This is a genomic window from Aeromonas sp. DNP9 (assembly GCF_001728955.1).
GTDB classification, from domain to species: domain Bacteria; phylum Pseudomonadota; class Gammaproteobacteria; order Enterobacterales; family Aeromonadaceae; genus Aeromonas; species Aeromonas veronii.
In genome coordinates this window covers 151,424-168,903 of record NZ_LYSQ01000001.1, presented here as the reverse complement: position 1 = coordinate 168,903, position 17,480 = coordinate 151,424, and the positions used below count along the sequence as shown (strand labels likewise).

Here is a 17,480-nt window from a genome sequence, read left to right as displayed (position 1 = left end):
GGCGATCAGATCCGGAAATTGAGCAAGGCACTGCGCCGGCACCAGCGCTTGAGCCATTCGGTCACCCGGTTACTGGGCAGCCGGTTGAGCTCGCGCAGGATCTCGCTGGCCAGCCCCGGGTTGAGCTTGTCGTTATAGACTGCGCCAATCAGATTGGCCTCGGCACGGGTCAGTTTATCCACCGCACTTTGTACCACGGTGGTCGGGGTCACTCCCGCCAGCACCACCAGCAGTGCCCCTTCACAGGCCCCACACACCTGATCGGCCGGAATATTGCCCCGATTGAGGGCGGTGAGCGGCGAGGTATCGAAGATCACCACATCGTAATGTTCCAGCCAGCGAACCAGCAATTGGCGCAAGGTATCCTTGTTGCGAAAGGCCATCAGATCCTTGCCCGGCGCCGGGAGCAGCGACAAGGAGCGGCCATTGGCCACCGGCTCGGGCACATCATTGGGCCCCCAGGCAACCGCCGTGGCGCGGCCGGGGTGATAGAGATTGAGATCCACCAGCAGGGTGCGCAGCCCATCCGCCTCCGAGCGCCTTGCCAGCGCATCGCAGATGGAGCTCACCCCCTCTCCCCCTTCCGACGAAGTGACCGCCAGCGAGCGGATCCCCCGGGCGACCGTCGCCGCGTAGAGGGATTCGAGCTCCAGATATTGAATGGGGATGCTCATATCAAAGCGTCCCGACCAGGGCCACCACCGAGATCGTGGTCAGGATGTCGCGCATGCCATCCATGAAGATGGCCCAGTTGCTGCTCTTGCTGTCAGGGATAAAGACGGTGTCCCCTGCGCGCAGCACCGGCAACTGGCTAAAGTCTGGCTCTTTGGCAAAGCCGTCGAGATCGAAGCTGCGGGCCTGATCCCCCTGACCACTGGTGGCCATGTTGATCACCACAATCTTCTTGATATAGGCGCTGCTGGTCGGTCCTCCCGCCTCGGCCAGCAGATCCAGCAGGGTCATGGAGGAGTCAAAGCGGTAGCGACCGGGGCGAGCGATGGCCCCCAACACTCGAATGGTGTTCTCCTTGGGCTCGTCGAGCCAAGGACGATTCTTCTCCGGCAGGTAGATGGAGTCACCGGGCAGCACCTTGGGCAGCAAGGTTTCATCGCCGGTTTCAAAGTAGAGGGCAAGGTCGAGCTTGCTGACCCGCGCGGTGCTGCCACTGCGATGGGCGATGCGCACATTGCGCAGATCCGCCGCCGCAGTCGGGCCATCGGCGGCCGACAGGATGTCGATAAAGCCCATCTGTTCATTGAAGGCATAGCGACCGGGGGCCCCGACCTGACCGAAGATATAGATGGAACTGTCCGGTGACTGGCGCACCCACTGGGACTTGTTGTCACTGGGATCGGTGGGCAGCTCGGGGATCATGATGGTGAATCCGGCTCGGATCTTCGGCAGGCTGGCCAGCGCCCCGCCCTGATGGAGGAACTTGTCGAGATCAAACAGGGTCGGCGTGGCCTGTCCCCCTTCGGCAGTCAGGATCTGCACCTTGGCGATATCGGCCCGCTCGTTGGGGCCTCCGGCGTGGGCGATCAGATCCAGCAGCGACATCTCGTCAGACCATTCATAGCGGCCCGGGATCCGTACCGCCCCCATCACCATCACCGCCCGTCCGGGTGCCACCTTCAACCAGGACTTCTCGTTGATATCGGTCTTTTCCGGCACAAAGATGGCGTCACCGGGTTTGACTTGGGGCAGCGCCTTTTGCATCCCTTCGGTATAGGCCTGCAAGTCGATGGGTTCGATCGTGCCATCGGTGCGCAGCAAACGGATCTGGCGACTCTCGGCATAGCGGGTCGGGCCACCGGCATTGGCCAGAATATCGAGGAAGGAGTCCCCTTCCCGCCCCTCATAGGCGCCGGGTTTGAACACCTCGCCCATGATGTAGATGGTACGTGCCCCCCGTTTTATCTGCTCTTCATCCTTGGGTACGAAGATGGTGGCGCCCGGCGCCAGATTGGGCAGCAACTTGTTGTTGCCGGAGTCGAGATAGGCTTTGAGATCGAACAGTTCGGGGGCATCACCATTAATCACCCGGATCCGCTCCACCCCGGCAAAGCGGGTCACCCCACCGGCTCGCATCAGCAGATCCACGATGGAGTTGCCACTCTTGAAACTGAAGGCGCCGGGGCTGTTGACCTCGCCAAATACCTTGATCGCCTTGCCGGTATCCCCATCCCCACCTGCCGCCAGGGTCGCCGCATCAAAATCGATCTGCACGTTGCCGATCAAAGGGGATGCTGGCACGAACACCACATCGAGGGATTGCAATGGTGGCAACACGCTGGCATCGCCGGTATCGAGATAACGCTTGTAGTCGAAGCTAGAGACCGTGCTGCCACGCCGCACCTGCATATTGTTGAGCTGGGCGCCGGGCACCAGACCGCCAGCGGCATCGAGGGCCATCTGCACGTTGCCATCGGGCGCCAGATCATAACTGCCGGGTTTTTTGACATAGCCCATCACGCTGATCAGCAGCCGCTTCTCCAGCAAGGTGACGGTCAATTGAGAGAGGTTGTTGTAAACAGGTTTGAGGGCGGTGCGGATCAGTTCATCCGCCTGTTGCAGGGTCTTCCCCCCCACCACTAGGTTGCCGACTTCAGGCAGTGCAATCTCCCCCTGCTTGTTGATCTGGAAAGGCTGATCAAAAGCAGGCTCACCGGGTTGCACTATGGCCAACCGATCACCGGGAGCCAACAAGGTGGAGGCCAGTAACGGGCAGGTGAACAACAGCAAGAGAACACAGATCAATCCTTCGAGAGCGCCCCGTTTCATAGACATCCTTTTCGTCTGTTACGTCTGCCCCCATTGGCGTAAGGGGAGCCCTGACCAATCAGCACGACAGCCATCCGCTGTTGTCTGTTGCAGCCGCAAACGTACTTGTTGTAGTGATTGTGCCAACACGGTCTGACGCCAGGCCACATCCGACCAGAGCCGTCCGTGCATATCCCGTTCGATATCAATACGTTGAGATTGTAGTCGTTTCAACTCGGCAGGCATACACCCCTGCAGACTCGCTTGCTTTAATTCCGTCAGCTGCAAGTCGAGTTCCTTCTGACGCTCATCATAACGAGACCAGACCCGCCGTTCATCCTCATTGACCGGAATTCGGGTGGGTCTTGCCTCGGCCATGCCGCCATACCCCTCCGGTGGCCACTGCGCACAACCCGACAGCAGAATGGACGAGAGCAGGATACCAAAGCGTTTCATGATGCAGCGGCCATCATGCCACGGGAACGCATATAGGCCTTGATGCTCTCATGGCAGGGGATCACCCGGTCGATATGCAGCATCTCCAGCAGGTCATGAGGTTGACCGGGTCCACAGACAAGGGCCATCTGATGCCCGTTCATAATCAATCTTTTATAGAGAAATACCAAGGCTCCGATCCCCGATGAATCGATAAAATGAACATCGCTGATATCGGCCAGGATATCTCCCGGGTGGGTCGAGAGGGTTTCAAACAACGGGCGGAGCTCACTGACGGCCATCGCGTCAAACTCGTTTTCCAGTACCACGACCTGGATATCATTAAGGGTGTAAGTCATGCTTTCCATCGCTAGCTCCTTGTCGATTCTCAGACTATTTTGCTGTCACGGCATTCCGCACGTTGCAAATGTTATGCCGGGCAGAGCCATGGCACTTGTTCCCCAAATGATACTCTTTGCGCCTTATTCGCCGGCACCCACTCCTCGTTTTGATTGCCAAATTGCAATTAACCTCCCCCGCACGTTGCAAACTGCAACTCACCTTGGCCGAGATCGCCCGATAACAGGCTAAATGACTGATAATTCAAGCCCATCGCACCGGGCCCGATTATTGCTTGCCTTTGGACACACCTCACAAGCCACCGTTGGCTCGGCCCCCATGCCGCCATATTCCAGGAAGGAGAGATCATGAAAGCAGGCCTTTATATCGCACCGCTGTTGGCTGCCCTTTGCGGCACAGCATACGCAGCCCCCTCCCCTGACAGCGCCGTGTTGAAGGTTGAAGGTGCCATCAGCAGCCCCACTCATCAGGCTCTGGCCCTGTGGGACAGCGCCATGCTGGATCAACTGCCGGTACACGAAATCAAAACCCATACCCCCTGGTATGACGAAGCCAAGACCTTTCGCGGCCCGCTGCTGCAAGATGTATTGGCCAAGGTCGGGGCAACCGGCAAACAGCTCACCATTACCGCGCTCAATGACTACTCGGTACAGGTGCCTACAAGCGATGCCGAGCAGTATCGGGTCATCCTCGCCCGCACGATCAATGGCAAGCCACTGTCGGTGCGTGACAAAGGGCCGCTGTTCCTTGTCTATCCGTTCGATCAATATCCCGAACTGCAAAACAAGCTCTATTACGGTCGGGCTATCTGGCAGATCAGTGCGATAAAAGTGGAGTAAATCCCATCATGCGTTCCATGGCGGCCAGTCAACGTTTCTTGTTTGTGGTGCTCTGCGTACTGCTTCTTGCCTTTGTCGGTATTGGTACCATCCAGTACCGGCAATTTCAGGATCTGCAGCGCAGTACCAGCCAGGGCGAAGACAACGTGATGTGGAACTATTTCCAGCTCTATAACGAAGCGCTGCGTTTTCAAAGCTCGCTGCTCCATGAGTCGCAACCGACCTTCCAGCTCAGATACGATATTCTGGTCAGCCGCATGGATCTGGTGCTGGAGAGCAAGGATCGCAGCCTGCTTCAGCAAACAGAGATCTACCAGCAGGCAAGCAAAGCCATTCGATCCTACATCTCTCTGGCGGATATCTGGCTCGGCCCGGAAGCCACCAAGCAGCTCGACAATCTTGCCCATCAGGAGCTGCGCCAACAGCTCGCCTCCCTGCTTCCCCTGCTCCATCAGCTGACTCTGGAGGTGAACCAGCAGGCGACCCTGTTTGATGTGGCGCGTCGCGACAGCGTGAGGGAGCAGATCATCACGACGACACTCATCGCAACCCTGCAATTTGCGCTGCTCTTTGTGCTCGCCCTGCTGATCTGGCGGCAAATGAATATCTCGTTTCTGCAACACAAACTGATGCAGCAGCTCAATGACAAACTGCTGCGGGCAAATCAGGCGGCAGAGGCCGGCACAAGAGCCAAAAGCAGCTTTTTGGCCAACATGAGCCATGAAATTCGCACCCCCATGAATGGCATTCTCGGCATGCTCTCACTGCTGGCCGACCGGGATATGGATCCGAGGGAGCGAGACTATCTGGAGACGGCACGCGAATCGGCAAACCATCTGCTCGGTCTGCTCAACGACATTCTGGATGTATCCAAGCTGGAAGAGGGCAAGATCGAGCTGCAACTGGCCCCCCATCACTTGCCCCAGCTGCTGGAGGATATCCGGGCCCTGATGCAGAGCAACTGCGATGCAAAAGGGATCAAGCTGACACTCACTGTCGCCCCCGATACGCCGGAGTGGTTGATGATCGACCCGCTGAGAGTGCGTCAGATACTATTCAATCTGGTGAGCAATGCCATCAAGTTCACCCATCAGGGGGAAGTAAAGATCCACGTTGATAGCACCCTGTTGGAGCAGGATCGCTACTCGATACGTATCTCGATCCAAGACACCGGGATCGGCATGAGCAAAAGTCAGTTAAAGAACCTGTTTCAACGTTTCGCCCAAGCGGATGTCTCGATCACCCGCCAATATGGCGGATCGGGCCTGGGACTTGAAATATCCCGTAACCTCGCACGCCTGATGGGCGGCGATATCTCGGTAGAGAGCAGCGAGGGACATGGCAGTACTTTTACCTACATCTGGCCCGCCAGAGCCACGACCCCCTCGATTGTTTGCCTGCCGTCCAAGCCGCTGGATCAGGAGAGCTATCGCATCTTGCTGGTTGATGACAATGCCACCAACCGCAAGGTGATCGGCGCCATGCTCGACTCCGTGGGCCATCAGGTCACACTGGCCGTACAGGGAGAAGAGGCGCTGGAGAAACTGGGTCACACCGAATTTGATCTGGTGTTGATGGATGTCCAGATGCCAGTGATGGATGGTCTGGTGGCCACCACCCGGATCCGCACCTCCCAGATGCCTTGGGCAGATATCCCCATCATCGCCCTGACGGCTGATGCGATGCCGGAATCCAAGCAATACTATCTCTCCCATGGCATGAACGGGTATATCACCAAGCCCATCAATAAAGAGACGCTACTGAGCGAGATTAACAGACATATTTCCCATAGGCGGCTCAAATACAACGCAGCCATGCGTGTCACCAAGCAATAACCCCCCCTGATTCCGGGCTACTGATTGCTCATGTGGGGCAACATTGGCCTCTGCAGGCAACTGAATGGGCTTGGATCTGGAATGCACACAGGCAAGCAGCTTCGCAACAGCTGCACGGGCCGTCAGCTTGTCTCGGGTATGCAGGGATTTTTTGATCTCTTTACGACGACCACAGGGGAGCGTGGTGACTTTTCGGTAATACCAGATGCCGTGGGGACTGAGCCAGAGATTCATCGATGAGCTCCTCGTCGTCCACACAAAGTGGATGACCAGGGCTTTAGGAAGCTAACTTATTGAATTGCAGAAACAAGTGGTGGCCCTACCAGCCACATCCCGGCACTCGAGTCCCCCGCCTTGGCTGCTACCTTCCGGTCCTGACCAGGTCGACGGGTTATCAATGCGAGAGGACCAATAGGACCACCGGCGAGGAGAATAGGCAAACTGGGCGTTCAATGCAACGGCTTTCTACCCTCCAACAGATCGTTTGCCTTATTTTTCAACAATCTGCCGAATGAATCAGCTAAACAGCATAAATTTCGCCCCCACCAGCAGCATCAGCAGGGCAAATGCTTGCTTGAGGCGTTTTGGTGACAGGCGATGCGCCAGCTTGGCACCAATGCGGGCGAACTGGGTACTGGTCAGCACAATGCCAAGCAGGGCGGGCAGATAGATGTAGCCCACACTCCACTCGGGCAGATCGGCATGATCCCAACCCGCATAGAGGTAGCTCAGACTCCCCGCCAGCGCGATGGGCATGCTGCAGGCTGCAGAGGCCGCTACCGCATTGCGCATTGGCACCGAGTTCCAGCTCAGATAAGGGACGGTCAGCGAGCCACCGCCAATACCAAACAGCGCTGACATCCAGCCAATGATGGTACCGGCGATGCCTGTGCCGAGCGGCCCCGGCATATGGCGCTCCGCTTTGGGTTTAAGGTTGAGCCCCATCTGCAGCGCCATGCTCCAGGCGAAACAACCGATGATGATATTGAGGGTGCTGGTGCTGAGCAGATTGGCGGTCATGCCGCCAAGCCAGCCCCCGATCAGCATGCCGGCGCCGAGTCGGCGGATCATCACCCAGTCGACGGCGCCCGCCTCCCGGTGGGCCCGCAGCGAGCTGAATCCGGTAAAGATCATGGTGGGCAACGAGGTGCCGAGGGCCAGATGGGTAATGATTTCAGGGTCGATGCCCTGGGCGCGAAAGGTCATGACCAGCACGGGGACAATGATAAGACCGCCGCCGATCCCGAACAGTCCCGCCAGCATACCGGCAAAGGCGCCCAGCAGGAGGTAACCCATAAACAGCATAAAAATTCCTGTGTTAAACAAAAACTGGCCGACACGGCCGGGCAACAGTGGATATCTGCATGAAAAAAAAGAGATGGCGCGAGGGCCATCTCTTCATTGTGCCGGTTAGTGCAGTGGAATGGTACCATCCATCACCTTGTAGAAGGCCAGCACGGCACAGCCAAGCAGGGCCGCCGTCATCCCCTGCTCCAACCGGTTAAGGCCGCGCAGACCGTGATGCTGACGCGCCTTCCAGTAGATGAAGATGCCCGGGCTGTAGAGCAGCGCCACCAGCAACAGGTACTCCACACCGGCAGCGTATACCAGCCAGCAGCCGTAAACCGTCGCCACCAGGGCCAGCAGCAGGTCACGCTTGCGCTGATGAGGTTGACCCTGATAGGTCTCCCCTTTCAATGCCAGCTTCAGGCCATAAGCGCCCGAAAAGACGTAAGGCACCAGCGCCGCCGAGGTTGCGATGTTGACCAGCGCCAGATAGGTGCTGCTCTGGAAGTAGATGATGATCAGGAAGATCTGCACCAGACAGGTAGAGCACCAGAGGGACACCTGCGGCGAGCCGTTCTTGTTCTCCTTGGCAAACCAGCCCGGGAACACACCGGTCTTGCCTGCAATGTAGGGCACTTCAGCAGCCAGCACGGTCCAGCTGAGCAGAGCCCCCATCACCGACACCACCAGACCGATGTTGATAAGCCAGGCGCCCCAGGGGCCGACTACAGCTTCAAGGATCATGGCGGTCGAAGGGTTCTTGAGCGCCGCCAGTTGCGGCTGGCTCATGACACCTAGCGAGAACAGGGTCACCATCACATAGAGTGTCAGGGCGCCGAGCAACGCCAGCACGGTCGCACGGCCCACATCCTTGCGATGACGGGCACGGGCAGAGACCACCACGGCCCCTTCAATCCCGATAAAGACCCAGAGGGTCACCTTCATGGTGGACTTGACCTGATCCATCACGGAGCCCAGCTCCATGTTGTTCTGGCCCCAAATATCCAGAGTGAAGGTATCCATGTTGAAGGCCAGCAGGATCGCAACACAGAAGACGATGAGCGGCACCATCTTGGCGATGGTGGTGACGATATTCACCAGCGCAGCAACCTGTACCCCGCGCAGCACCAGCGCATGCACTGACCAGATCAGGATGGAGGCCAGCGTGATGGCCACCGGCGTATTGCCGTCACCGAAGATGACGTTGTCAGGTGTATCGAAGAAGTAGCTCAGCGCGCTAAAAACTACGATGGCGTAGGAGACGTTGGCCAGCAGTTGGCAGAGCCAGTAACCCCAGGCGGCGTTGAAACCGATGAAATCGCCGAAACCGGCCTTGGCATAGCTGAAGATACCGCCATCGAGATCGGGGCGGCGCATGGAGAGGTTCTGATAGACCAGTGCGAGACAGATCATGCCAAGACCGGTGATGGCCCAACCCAGGGCCACCGCCCCGGCACTGGCATGCGCAGCAATGTTTTGTGGCAGACTGAAGACCCCGGCGCCGACCATGGAGCCGATCACCAGCGAAATGAGGGCGCCCAGCCCTAGTTTCTTGTCCATTTCAATCCTGTTTATTTAGGCGGCGGCAGAGCGTCCGTATTCATACTGCGCGCAATATGGGAGGGGCTGGGAATCCTGACCCCGTGAAAAAGGCGGCAACTATATTGCATGACTATTCCGACCGCAATCCCTCGTCCCGTCAATCATGCACCGCCTTGACCGCGCGCAATTTTACAGCACTGACCCATATGGCCTGTGAGCTGGCTCAAATTAACCAAGACCCATTGATATTTCTCATTTTTCTGCCAACACAACCTGACTCGCATGGTTCCTATGCATCGCCATTCAGGCACTCTCTGTATAAATAATCTGCATAAAAAAGCCCCGGTGGAAACACCGGGGCCCATTATGTAAATCCCTATAAACGCAAACCACCATCCAGTTCTATCATCCTTCCCGACAGATAGTCGTTGGCAAAAATAAAGCTCACCGTCTCGGCCAGCTGTTGCGCCTCGCCAAGGGTGCCGACCGGAATAGCCTGCTGCATCCGCGCCATCGCCTCCGGCTTCATCGCCGCAGTCATATCGGTGGCAAACACCCCGGGGGCAATCCCCATCACCCGAATGCCATGGCGCGCCAGCTCCCGCGCCCAGGTCACCACCAGCGAGGCAACCCCCGCCTTGCTGGCGGCATAGTTGCTCTGGCCAATATTGCCGGCGCGGGCGATGGAAGAGATGTTGATGATAACGCCCCCCAGCCCCCCTTGCGCCATCAGCGCCGCCCCTTCACGACCGCAGAGGAAGGTACCGGTGAGGTTGACGTCAATCACGCTCTGCCACTGGGCCAGCGTCATCTTCTCCACCAGCTCCCCCTCTTTCACCTTGATCAGCATGCCATCGCGCAAAATGCCGGCGCAGTTGATAAGACCGTGCAGCACGCCAAAACGCTCCTTGATAGCAGCAAAAACCGACTCAACCTCGGCTTCGCTCGCCACATTGCAGACAAACAGCTCACACTGGCTATCTTGATCGCACTGATCATTCTGGCTGTGCACCATGGCTGAGGTCGCCTCCAGATCGGCGCGATTGATGTCGAGCAGCGCCAGCGTCGCCCCCTGTGCGCCCAGGGCCAGCGCAATGGCCCGTCCCAAGCCACGTCCGGCGCCGGTAATAACGATGACCTTACCTTTGATATCCATCAATGCTCCTTGTAGCTGGTAGAAGGGAGATGCCTTGAAGAGAGGTGGCCCGTCAGGCGGGATCCTGTTTATCCAGATAGAGTTCGACGATGCTGGAGAAATCTCGGCTCCCCTGCCCCTGGGCGGCATGCAGGTTGAACAGGTTACGTGCGAGCGCCCCCATGGGCACCGTACTGTGGCCATGCTCGGCCAGCGCCATGGCCAGCCCCAAATCTTTCACCATCAGGCGGGTCATAAAGCCCCCCTGATAGTTGCGGGCGGCAGGGACATTCTCCATCACCCCGGGCCAGGGGTTGTAGCGCTCCAGACTCCAGTTGTTGCCGGAGCTCTTGCCCATGATGGTGGAGAGCACGGCGGGATCCAGCCCCTCCTTCACCCCGAGGGCCAGCGCCTCGGCAGTGCCCGCCATATGGATCGCAAGCAGCATGTTATTGCACATCTTGGCGATCTGCCCCGCCCCCAGCGTCCCGGCGTAAAACAGGTTCTGCCCCATGCAGGCCAGTACGGGCTTGGCCGCATCAAAGTCGGCTTGTTCGCCACCGACAATAAAGGTGAGTGAGCCTGCCGCTGCGCCGGCGACCCCACCCGAGACAGGGGCATCGATAAAGCGCAAACCGCGGGCGCGGGCCGCCTCCCCGACCTGACGGGCAGAGTCGACATCGATAGTGGAGCAGTCGATCACCAGTGCACCAACCGGCAGTGCTGCCAGCAGATCCTGCCCCTCAGACAACCAAAGGTCGCGCACATGCTCCCCCGCAGGGAGCATGCTGATCACCACCTCGCAGCCGGTCACCGCCTCACGGGCATCCCCAGCTGCGATGCAGCCAGAGGCGATAGCGCGCTCAATGTTTTGGGCAACCAGATCAAACACCTGCACCGTCTGCCCGGCCCTGGCCAGATTTGCCGCCATGGGCCCCCCCATGTTGCCGAGCCCGATAAACCCTATCCTTGTCATCCCGCTTGCTCCTTGCGTTGCTGATGGCGGCCTCCGCCGGTTGCCAAGATGTTATTCCTTGCAGGCCAACGGATTGCGCCCCTGCGGCCAGCGATAGAACTCGTCCAGCCACTCCCCCTCCGGTGGCAACTGTTGCCAGCGGGGATCTTTATCCTTGTCGATCAGCAGTGCCCGTACCCCTTCCACAAAATCCCCCTTGAGCACGCAGTTGACCGAGAGGGTCAGCTCCTCGGCAAATACCTCTGCCAGTGAGTTGCGGCGAGCCTGCCAATATTGACGCCACAAAATGGCGCGGCTGATGGGGCTGCCGGTACGGCAGAGCTGCTGCGCCTGCTGGAGTACCGCCTCCTGTTCATCGAACTGAGCCTCGAACAACCGCGCCAATACCCCTTGCAGCGTGCGCCCCGCCAGCAGGGCATCGATCCTCTGTTGATGGGGCAGCAGCACAGGCGCTGGCAAGCGGGCCGCCACCTCACCATACAACCCCGTGAGCAGCAGATCGATCTGCTCACGGGGATCACCACTGCCAGCCCAGTCGAGTACGGCGAGGCGTGACAACAGCGCACTGCGCTCGCCACTGGCGATGGCGTGATCCGCCAGCCCAAGACCGATGGCATCACTCCCGTTGAAGCGGGCGCCAGTCAGACCGAGCCAGAGCCCCAGCCGCCCCGGCATCCGGCTTAAAAACCAGCTTGCTCCAACGTCGGGGTAGAGGCCTATGGTCACCTCCGGCATGGCGAACAGGCTTCTTTCGGTCACCACCCGAAAATCGGCTCCGGCAAACAGGCCAATACCGCCCCCCATGCAGATACCGTCCGCCACGCAGATCAGGGGCTTGCGATAACTGTGGATATGGTGGTCGAGCCGGTACTCCTGCTCGAAAAAGTCGCAGGCATACTCGAACAGTTCCGCCTCGCTCGCCTCCTGCTTGCGGTAATAGAAGGAGCGGATATCGCCACCGGCACAGAACGCCTTCTCACCCGCCCCCTGCAGCAGCACACAGACGATGGCGGGATCCTGCTCCCAACGGGTCAGCGTCTGTTGCAGGATCTGGATCATCGGAAGGCTCAATGCGTTGAGAGACGCAGGACTGTCGAGGGTCAACACCCCGATCTGATGGCCATCTTCGGTGGGATAACAGCTAACCTTGACCGGCTCACTCATAAACGGCTCCGTATGGATTTATTCTGTTGGGCCATATTGCCAGCGTGGTGAGCGTTTCTCCAGGAAGGCGGCCACCCCTTCACGCTGGTTGGCATCGCTAAAGAGATCGAGAAACAGCGCTCGCTCAAGGGGCAAGGCAGCATCCCGCGGGCCACTGCGGCCCTGATTGATCAGGGTTTTGCAGGCGCGCAGGGCACTCGGGCTCTGGCGCTCCACCAGATGGGCCATCTGATGGGCGGCCTCCCACGCCTGACCGGTTTTCACCACCTCCTCCACCAGCCCCATCTCGTAGGCCAGCGAGGCACTCACCTTCTCACCGCAGAGGATCATCCGCTTGGCCCAGCCCGGCCCTACCAGCTCGGTCAGACGCTGGGTGCCACCGGCACAGGGAAGCAAGCCCACCGAGGCTTCCGGCAGTCCCAGCAACGCCTGCTGCTCGGCGATGCGGATATCACAGGCCAGCGCCACTTCCAGCCCGCCGCCCATGGCATAACCATTGATGGCGGCGATACTGACGCCGTGAAAGCGGGCCAGCGCCTCGAAGGCCTTGCCAAAGGCCTCGGCTACTTCGCGGGCCTGCTCGACATTCCCCTCGACAAACATATTGAGGTCGGCACCGGCGCAGAAAAATTTGTCACCCGCACCACGGATAACCAGCGCCACCACATCGGGACGGCTATCGAGCTCCACCATCATCTGCAAAAAGGCCTGCAGGCTGGCGAGGGTCCAGGTGTTGGCAGGGGGATGGTCGAGGGTGATATAGGCCACGTGGCCATGATATTCGAGTCTGATCCTTGTCATAACATTGTCCTTGTCGATGAAGCTGCCGTCATGATGACAGGCTTGAATGACGCCAACCTGTGGCTGGCTCACAAAGCCAAAACCGATATGGCATGGTGCAAATCGGGTGGCAGGCAACACACCCTTGATGCGACCACCGGTTAGCCCAGCGACAAGCCGGGATCGGCCAGCAGGCGGCGCGCGATGATAAGTCGCATCACCTCGTTGGTGCCCTCCAGAATGCGGTGTACCCGGGTATCGCGCAGATAGCGCTCGAGCGGATACTCGCGGATATAACCATAGCCGCCAAAGAGTTGCAGAGCCTCATCACAGATTCGATAACCCACATCGGTGGCAAACCGTTTGGCCATGGCACACCAGGCACTCTTGTCGGGTGCCCCGCGATCCAGCTTGTCGGCGGCCTGACGCACCAGCAGGCGGGCGGCAGCCAGCTCGGTCGCCATATCGGCCAGGCGAAACTGCACGCTCTGGAATTCGCTGATCGGGTGACCAAATTGCTGGCGCTGCTGCACATAGACCAGCGCATCGTCCAGTGCCTGCTGGGCAGTGCCTACCGAGCAGGTGGCAATATTGATGCGCCCACCATCGAGGGCCTGCATGGCGAACTTGAACCCTTCCCCCTCTTCGCCCAACCGATAGCAGGCAGGAATGCGAACCCCATTAAAGACAACCTCCCGAGTCGGCTGGCTGTTCCAGCCCATCTTCTCTTCTGCCTTGCCATAGCTCACGCCTGGGGCATTAGCCGGTACCATAAAGGCAGAGATCCCCTTCGCCCCTTCACCACCGGTACGGGCCATAACCACCAGCACATCGCTGCTGCCTGCCCCCGAGATAAAGACCTTGGTCCCCTCAATGAGGTAGCTGTCACCCTCGCGCACCGCCCGTGTCTTGAGTGCCGCCGCATCAGAGCCCGCCCCCGGCTCGGTGAGGCAATAGGAGCCCAGCAATTCGCCGCTGGCCAGTTTCGGAACCCACTCTTTGGCAACCTCGGTGGGCAGCCAGCTGCCCAGCATCCAGCTCACCATGTTGTGGATGGTCAGATACGCAGTAGTCGAGGTACAACCCATGGCGAGACGCTCGAAGATGAGACTTGCATCGAGGCGCGGCAACCCCAATCCGCCAAACTGCTCCGGGGTATAGAGACCACAAAAACCTAGCTCGGCCGCCTGCTTGATGGTCGGGATCGGAAACTCATGCTCCTTGTCCCAGCGCGCGGCATGGGGTTTGAGCGCCTCATCGGTAAAGGCGGCGGCCGCCTCCACATACGCCTGTTGATCATCGGTCAGGGTAAAATCCATCTTGTCGTTCGCTCCCTTGTTGCCCTGCGCTGATTTTCCTGAGTTAGCGCTTTATAACGCGGCGCCCACACACTGGTCATTCGGATCTGCCACTATGGCGCTGTTGTCGTGGTAGCTGATGACGCTTTCACTACCACCGCTTTATCGACACACAACAGATTAACAATTGATTTACGTTTACGCTAACGTAAACTTGTGGCAGAAGTGAAGTACAAAATGGACCGACCACTGCCAGCCGTAACGCCGAGTCAGCCGGTCGACCCAACCTTCCTACCCGACTGTCATATCCGCAAGGAGAGCATGGATGCAGATGGATGAGACCCTGAATGCCCTGACCGAACAGGTTGCGGCCTTCTGCCAGAAAGTGATCGCCCCGCGCGCCAGCGAGATCGATCAGAGCAACGCCTTCCCCCGTGATCTCTGGCCCCGGATGGGTGAGCTGGGGCTGCACGGCATCACGGTGGCGGAGGAGTATGACGGGGTGAACCTCGGCTATCTGGCCCACGTGCTGGTGATGGAACAGGTAAGCCGCGCCAGCGCCTCGGTCGGCCTCTCCTACGGCGCCCACTCCAACCTCTGCATCAACCAGATCCACCGCCACGGCACACCCGAGCAAAAAGCGCGATACCTGCCCCCGCTGGTCAGCGGCGAACATGTGGGGGCACTGGCCATGAGCGAGCCGGGAGCCGGGTCCGATGTGGTCAGCATGCGTCTCACCGCGGAGCGCGAGGGCGATCACTTCGTGCTGAACGGCAACAAGATGTGGATCACCAACGGACCCGATGCCGACACCTTCGTCATCTATGCCAAGACAGATACCAGTGCGGGCCCCAAAGGAATTTCTGCCTTTATCGTTGAAGCCGGCACTCCCGGTTTTTCTACCGCCCAGAAGCTCGACAAGCTGGGGATGCGCGGCTCCAGCACCTGCGAGCTGGTGTTCGACAACTGCCGGGTGCCGCAGGAAAACCTGCTGGGCACCCTGCATGGCGGGGTCAAGGTGCTGATGAGCGGGCTCGATTACGAGCGGGTGGTGCTGGCTGCGGGCCCCCTTGGCATCATGCAGGCCTGCATGGACGTGGTGCTGCCCTATGTGCGCGAGCGCAAGCAGTTTGGTCAAGCCATCGGCGAGTTCCAGCTGGTGCAGGGCAAGCTCGCCGACATGTATACCCGCCTCGCCAGCAGCCGGGCGCTGGTCTACTCGGTGGCGAGCGCCTGCGATCAGGGTCGCACCAGCCGTAAAGATTGCGCCGCCGCTATCCTGTTTGCCGCCGAAAACGCCACCCAGATGGCCCTCGACGCTATCCAGTTGCTCGGCGGCAACGGTTACATCAACGAATACCCCACTGGCCGCCTACTGCGGGACGCCAAACTCTACGAGATCGGCGCCGGCACCTCTGAGATCCGCCGCTGGCTCATCGGCCGCGAGCTGATGGGAGAAAATGCATGAGTCGTATCCACTCCCGCCTCGACACGGCGAGCCCGGAATATGCGGCCAATCGGGCCGCCATGCAGGGGCTGGTCGACGATCTCCACGCCCGCATTGCCGAGATTGCGCAAGGGGGCGGCGCGGCCAACAACACCCGCCATCAGGCCCGTGGAAAGCTGCTGCCCCGCGAGCGCATCAATCAGCTGCTGGACCCGGGCTCCCCGTTTCTCGAACTGTCGGCGCTGGCTGGCTGGCAGGTCTATGACGAGCCAGTGCCCGCCGCCGGTATCATCACCGGCATCGGCCGGGTCTCGGGCAGGCTCTGCATGCTGGTGGTGAACGACGCCACCGTGAAGGGCGGCACCTACTACCCGCTCACGGTGAAAAAACACCTGCGCGCCCAGGCCATCGCCGAGCGGCTGCGTCTCCCCTGCCTCTATCTGGTGGATTCCGGCGGCGCCTTCTTGCCGATGCAGGACGAGGTGTTCCCCGACCGGGATCACTTTGGCCGCATCTTCTACAACCAGGCCCGCATGTCGGCCCAAAACATCCCTCAACTGGCAGTGGTGATGGGGCTCTGCACCGCCGGGGGCGCCTACGTGCCCGCCATGGCGGACGAGTCGATCATGGTCAGGGAGCAGGCCACCATCTTTCTGGCGGGTCCGCCGCTGGTCAAGGCTGCCACCGGCGAGGAGATCAGCGCAGAGGCCCTGGGCGGCGCCGAAGTGCACTGCGCCCACTCCGGCGTTGCTGATCATATGGCCCGTGACGATGCCCACGCTCTGGCCATCGCCCGCACGCTGGTGACTCATCTGGGTAGCGAGCCGGTAGAGAGCAGCCCCGGCTACGAGCCCCCCTGCTACCCCATCGAGGAGCTCTACGGTCTGGTGGGCACCAGCCTCAAACGCCCTTACGATGCCCGCGAACTGATTGCACGACTGGTGGATGATTCTGACTTTGACGAATTTAAGGCGTTATTTGGTACCACTCTGGTGACCGGCTTTGCCCGCATTTGCGGCATGGAGGTGGGGATCCTAGCCAACAACGGCGTGCTGCACAGCGACAGCGCCCAGAAGGGGGCCCACTTTATCCAACTCTGTAACCGGCGTGCCATCCCGCTACTCTTTTTGCAGAACATCACCGGTTTTATGGTGGGGAGTAGCGCAGAAAAAGAGGGGATCGCCAAGCACGGCGCCAAGCTGGTCACCGCCGTGGCCTGCAGCCGGGTGCCCAAGATCACCCTGATCGTCGGCGGCAGCTTTGGTGCCGGCAACTACGGCATGTGCGGCCGTGCCTATGAACCCGATTTTCTCTTTAGCTGGCCCAACAGCCGCATCTCTGTCATGGGTGGCGAACAAGCTGCCGGAGTGCTGGTGCAGGTGCGTCGGGACAAGCTGACTGCCGAGGGCAAAGATTTGAGCGAGCAGGAGGCGGCCGCCATCCGCGCGCCCGTGATCGAACAGTATGAGCGCCAGGGTCATCCCTACTACGCCAGCGCCCGCCTCTGGGATGACGGCGTCATTGACCCGGCCCAGAGCCGCACCGTGCTGGCGCTGGCGCTCGCCGCCTGTCAGGGTGCCCGCATTGAAACCGAGCAGTACGGCATCTTCCGGATGTAAGGA

15 protein-coding genes and 1 other RNA gene are annotated in these 17,480 nt (G+C 59.7%); 4 read left to right on the top strand and 12 right to left on the bottom strand.

All coding sequences use genetic code 11. The features are described 5' to 3' along the window. Window positions 1-5: 5 nt before the first annotated feature. From A9G06_RS00710 to A9G06_RS00695, 4 genes are read right to left on the bottom strand one after another with little or no spacing between them, the layout of a single operon-like run. Window positions 6-674 carry a tyrosine-protein kinase family protein gene (locus A9G06_RS00710; RefSeq protein WP_069553942.1) on the bottom strand — a complete coding sequence of 223 codons (669 nt, stop codon included), beginning with the start codon at window positions 672-674 and terminating at the stop codon, window positions 6-8. Between the two features lies 1 nt (window position 675). Then, window positions 676-2,781, bottom strand: coding sequence for an SLBB domain-containing protein (locus tag A9G06_RS00705; RefSeq protein WP_005351417.1), 2,106 nt, complete (start codon window positions 2,779-2,781; stop codon window positions 676-678). 18 nt (window positions 2,782-2,799) lie between these two features. Then, window positions 2,800-3,216 carry a hypothetical protein gene (locus A9G06_RS00700; RefSeq protein ID WP_005351415.1) on the bottom strand — a complete coding sequence of 139 codons (417 nt, stop codon included), beginning with the start codon at window positions 3,214-3,216 and terminating at the stop codon, window positions 2,800-2,802. After that, window positions 3,213-3,563 (bottom strand): STAS domain-containing protein, encoded by a 351-nt coding sequence (locus A9G06_RS00695; protein ID WP_005333409.1) that lies wholly within the window; start codon window positions 3,561-3,563, stop codon window positions 3,213-3,215. Before A9G06_RS00695 ends, A9G06_RS00700 begins: the two co-directional genes overlap by 4 nt. Window positions 3,564-3,902: 339 nt before the next feature. Between A9G06_RS00695 and A9G06_RS00690 the strand changes: the two genes are divergently transcribed. Together A9G06_RS00690 and A9G06_RS00685 are read left to right on the top strand one after the other, a co-directional pair. Next, the gene (locus tag A9G06_RS00690) at window positions 3,903-4,394 is read left to right on the top strand and encodes a molybdopterin-dependent oxidoreductase (RefSeq protein ID WP_005351410.1); all 492 of its coding nucleotides are present in this window, start codon (window positions 3,903-3,905) and stop codon (window positions 4,392-4,394) included. 8 nt (window positions 4,395-4,402) lie between these two features. Next, window positions 4,403-6,229, top strand: a complete 1,827-nt coding sequence (locus A9G06_RS00685) for an ATP-binding protein (protein ID WP_069553941.1) — start codon at window positions 4,403-4,405, stop codon at window positions 6,227-6,229. Window positions 6,230-6,546: 317 nt separating this feature from the next. On the opposite strand, the gene ffs is transcribed toward A9G06_RS00685, so the two are convergent. The 8 genes from ffs to A9G06_RS00645 all read right to left on the bottom strand — a co-directional run bounded on the left by ffs (window position 6,547) and on the right by A9G06_RS00645 (window position 14,432). Next, window positions 6,547-6,643, bottom strand: an RNA gene (ffs, locus tag A9G06_RS00680) — signal recognition particle sRNA small type. Window positions 6,644-6,745: 102 nt separating this feature from the next. Beyond that, on the bottom strand, window positions 6,746-7,534 hold the full coding sequence (locus tag A9G06_RS00675; RefSeq protein ID WP_069553940.1) for a sulfite exporter TauE/SafE family protein: 789 nt from the start codon (window positions 7,532-7,534) through the stop codon (window positions 6,746-6,748). A 105-nt stretch (window positions 7,535-7,639) separates the two neighbouring features. Continuing rightward, a complete protein-coding gene (arcD, locus tag A9G06_RS00670) occupies window positions 7,640-9,076 on the bottom strand; it encodes an arginine-ornithine antiporter (RefSeq protein ID WP_005336921.1) in 1,437 nt (478 codons plus the stop codon). Window positions 9,077-9,434: 358 nt separating this feature from the next. Next, window positions 9,435-10,214, bottom strand: a complete 780-nt coding sequence (locus tag A9G06_RS00665) for an SDR family oxidoreductase (RefSeq protein WP_069553939.1) — start codon at window positions 10,212-10,214, stop codon at window positions 9,435-9,437. 52 nt (window positions 10,215-10,266) lie between these two features. After that, a complete protein-coding gene (mmsB, locus tag A9G06_RS00660) occupies window positions 10,267-11,169 on the bottom strand; it encodes a 3-hydroxyisobutyrate dehydrogenase (protein WP_069553938.1) in 903 nt (300 codons plus the stop codon). 51 nt (window positions 11,170-11,220) lie between these two features. Then, complete coding sequence (locus A9G06_RS00655) at window positions 11,221-12,333, bottom strand: enoyl-CoA hydratase/isomerase family protein (RefSeq protein ID WP_069553937.1); 1,113 nt, start codon at window positions 12,331-12,333, stop codon at window positions 11,221-11,223. 18 nt (window positions 12,334-12,351) lie between these two features. Then, window positions 12,352-13,134: an enoyl-CoA hydratase gene (locus tag A9G06_RS00650; RefSeq protein ID WP_069553936.1), complete on the bottom strand. Its 783-nt coding sequence runs from the start codon at window positions 13,132-13,134 to the stop codon at window positions 12,352-12,354. Between the two features lie 140 nt (window positions 13,135-13,274). Beyond that, entirely contained in the window at window positions 13,275-14,432 is a 1,158-nt protein-coding gene (locus tag A9G06_RS00645) for an acyl-CoA dehydrogenase family protein (protein WP_069553935.1), read from the bottom strand. Window positions 14,433-14,736: 304 nt separating this feature from the next. Between A9G06_RS00645 and A9G06_RS00640 the strand changes: the two genes are divergently transcribed. Then, window positions 14,737-15,879, top strand: coding sequence for an isovaleryl-CoA dehydrogenase (locus tag A9G06_RS00640; protein WP_069553934.1), 1,143 nt, complete (start codon window positions 14,737-14,739; stop codon window positions 15,877-15,879). Next, the gene (locus A9G06_RS00635; RefSeq protein ID WP_069553933.1) at window positions 15,876-17,477 is read left to right on the top strand and encodes a carboxyl transferase domain-containing protein; all 1,602 of its coding nucleotides are present in this window, start codon (window positions 15,876-15,878) and stop codon (window positions 17,475-17,477) included. Before A9G06_RS00640 ends, A9G06_RS00635 begins: the two co-directional genes overlap by 4 nt. Window positions 17,478-17,480 lie beyond the last annotated feature (3 nt).

Excerpts from the sequence above, each read along its gene's own strand:
- A9G06_RS00710 (WP_069553942.1), bottom strand. The coding sequence starts at position 674 with ATGAGCATCCCCATTCAATATCTGGAGCTCGAATCCCTCTACGCGGCG.
- A9G06_RS00705 (WP_005351417.1), bottom strand. The coding sequence starts at position 2,781 with ATGAAACGGGGCGCTCTCGAAGGATTGATCTGTGTTCTCTTGCTGTTG.
- A9G06_RS00700 (WP_005351415.1), bottom strand. The coding sequence starts at position 3,216 with ATGAAACGCTTTGGTATCCTGCTCTCGTCCATTCTGCTGTCGGGTTGT.
- A9G06_RS00695 (WP_005333409.1), bottom strand. The coding sequence starts at position 3,563 with ATGGAAAGCATGACTTACACCCTTAATGATATCCAGGTCGTGGTACTG.
- A9G06_RS00690 (WP_005351410.1), top strand. The coding sequence starts at position 3,903 with ATGAAAGCAGGCCTTTATATCGCACCGCTGTTGGCTGCCCTTTGCGGC.
- A9G06_RS00685 (WP_069553941.1), top strand. The coding sequence starts at position 4,403 with ATGCGTTCCATGGCGGCCAGTCAACGTTTCTTGTTTGTGGTGCTCTGC.
- A9G06_RS00675 (WP_069553940.1), bottom strand. The coding sequence starts at position 7,534 with ATGCTGTTTATGGGTTACCTCCTGCTGGGCGCCTTTGCCGGTATGCTG.
- arcD (WP_005336921.1), bottom strand. The coding sequence starts at position 9,076 with ATGGACAAGAAACTAGGGCTGGGCGCCCTCATTTCGCTGGTGATCGGC.
- A9G06_RS00665 (WP_069553939.1), bottom strand. The coding sequence starts at position 10,214 with ATGGATATCAAAGGTAAGGTCATCGTTATTACCGGCGCCGGACGTGGC.
- mmsB (WP_069553938.1), bottom strand. The coding sequence starts at position 11,169 with ATGACAAGGATAGGGTTTATCGGGCTCGGCAACATGGGGGGGCCCATG.
- A9G06_RS00655 (WP_069553937.1), bottom strand. The coding sequence starts at position 12,333 with ATGAGTGAGCCGGTCAAGGTTAGCTGTTATCCCACCGAAGATGGCCAT.
- A9G06_RS00650 (WP_069553936.1), bottom strand. The coding sequence starts at position 13,134 with ATGACAAGGATCAGACTCGAATATCATGGCCACGTGGCCTATATCACC.
- A9G06_RS00645 (WP_069553935.1), bottom strand. The coding sequence starts at position 14,432 with ATGGATTTTACCCTGACCGATGATCAACAGGCGTATGTGGAGGCGGCC.
- A9G06_RS00640 (WP_069553934.1), top strand. The coding sequence starts at position 14,737 with ATGCAGATGGATGAGACCCTGAATGCCCTGACCGAACAGGTTGCGGCC.
- A9G06_RS00635 (WP_069553933.1), top strand. The coding sequence starts at position 15,876 with ATGAGTCGTATCCACTCCCGCCTCGACACGGCGAGCCCGGAATATGCG.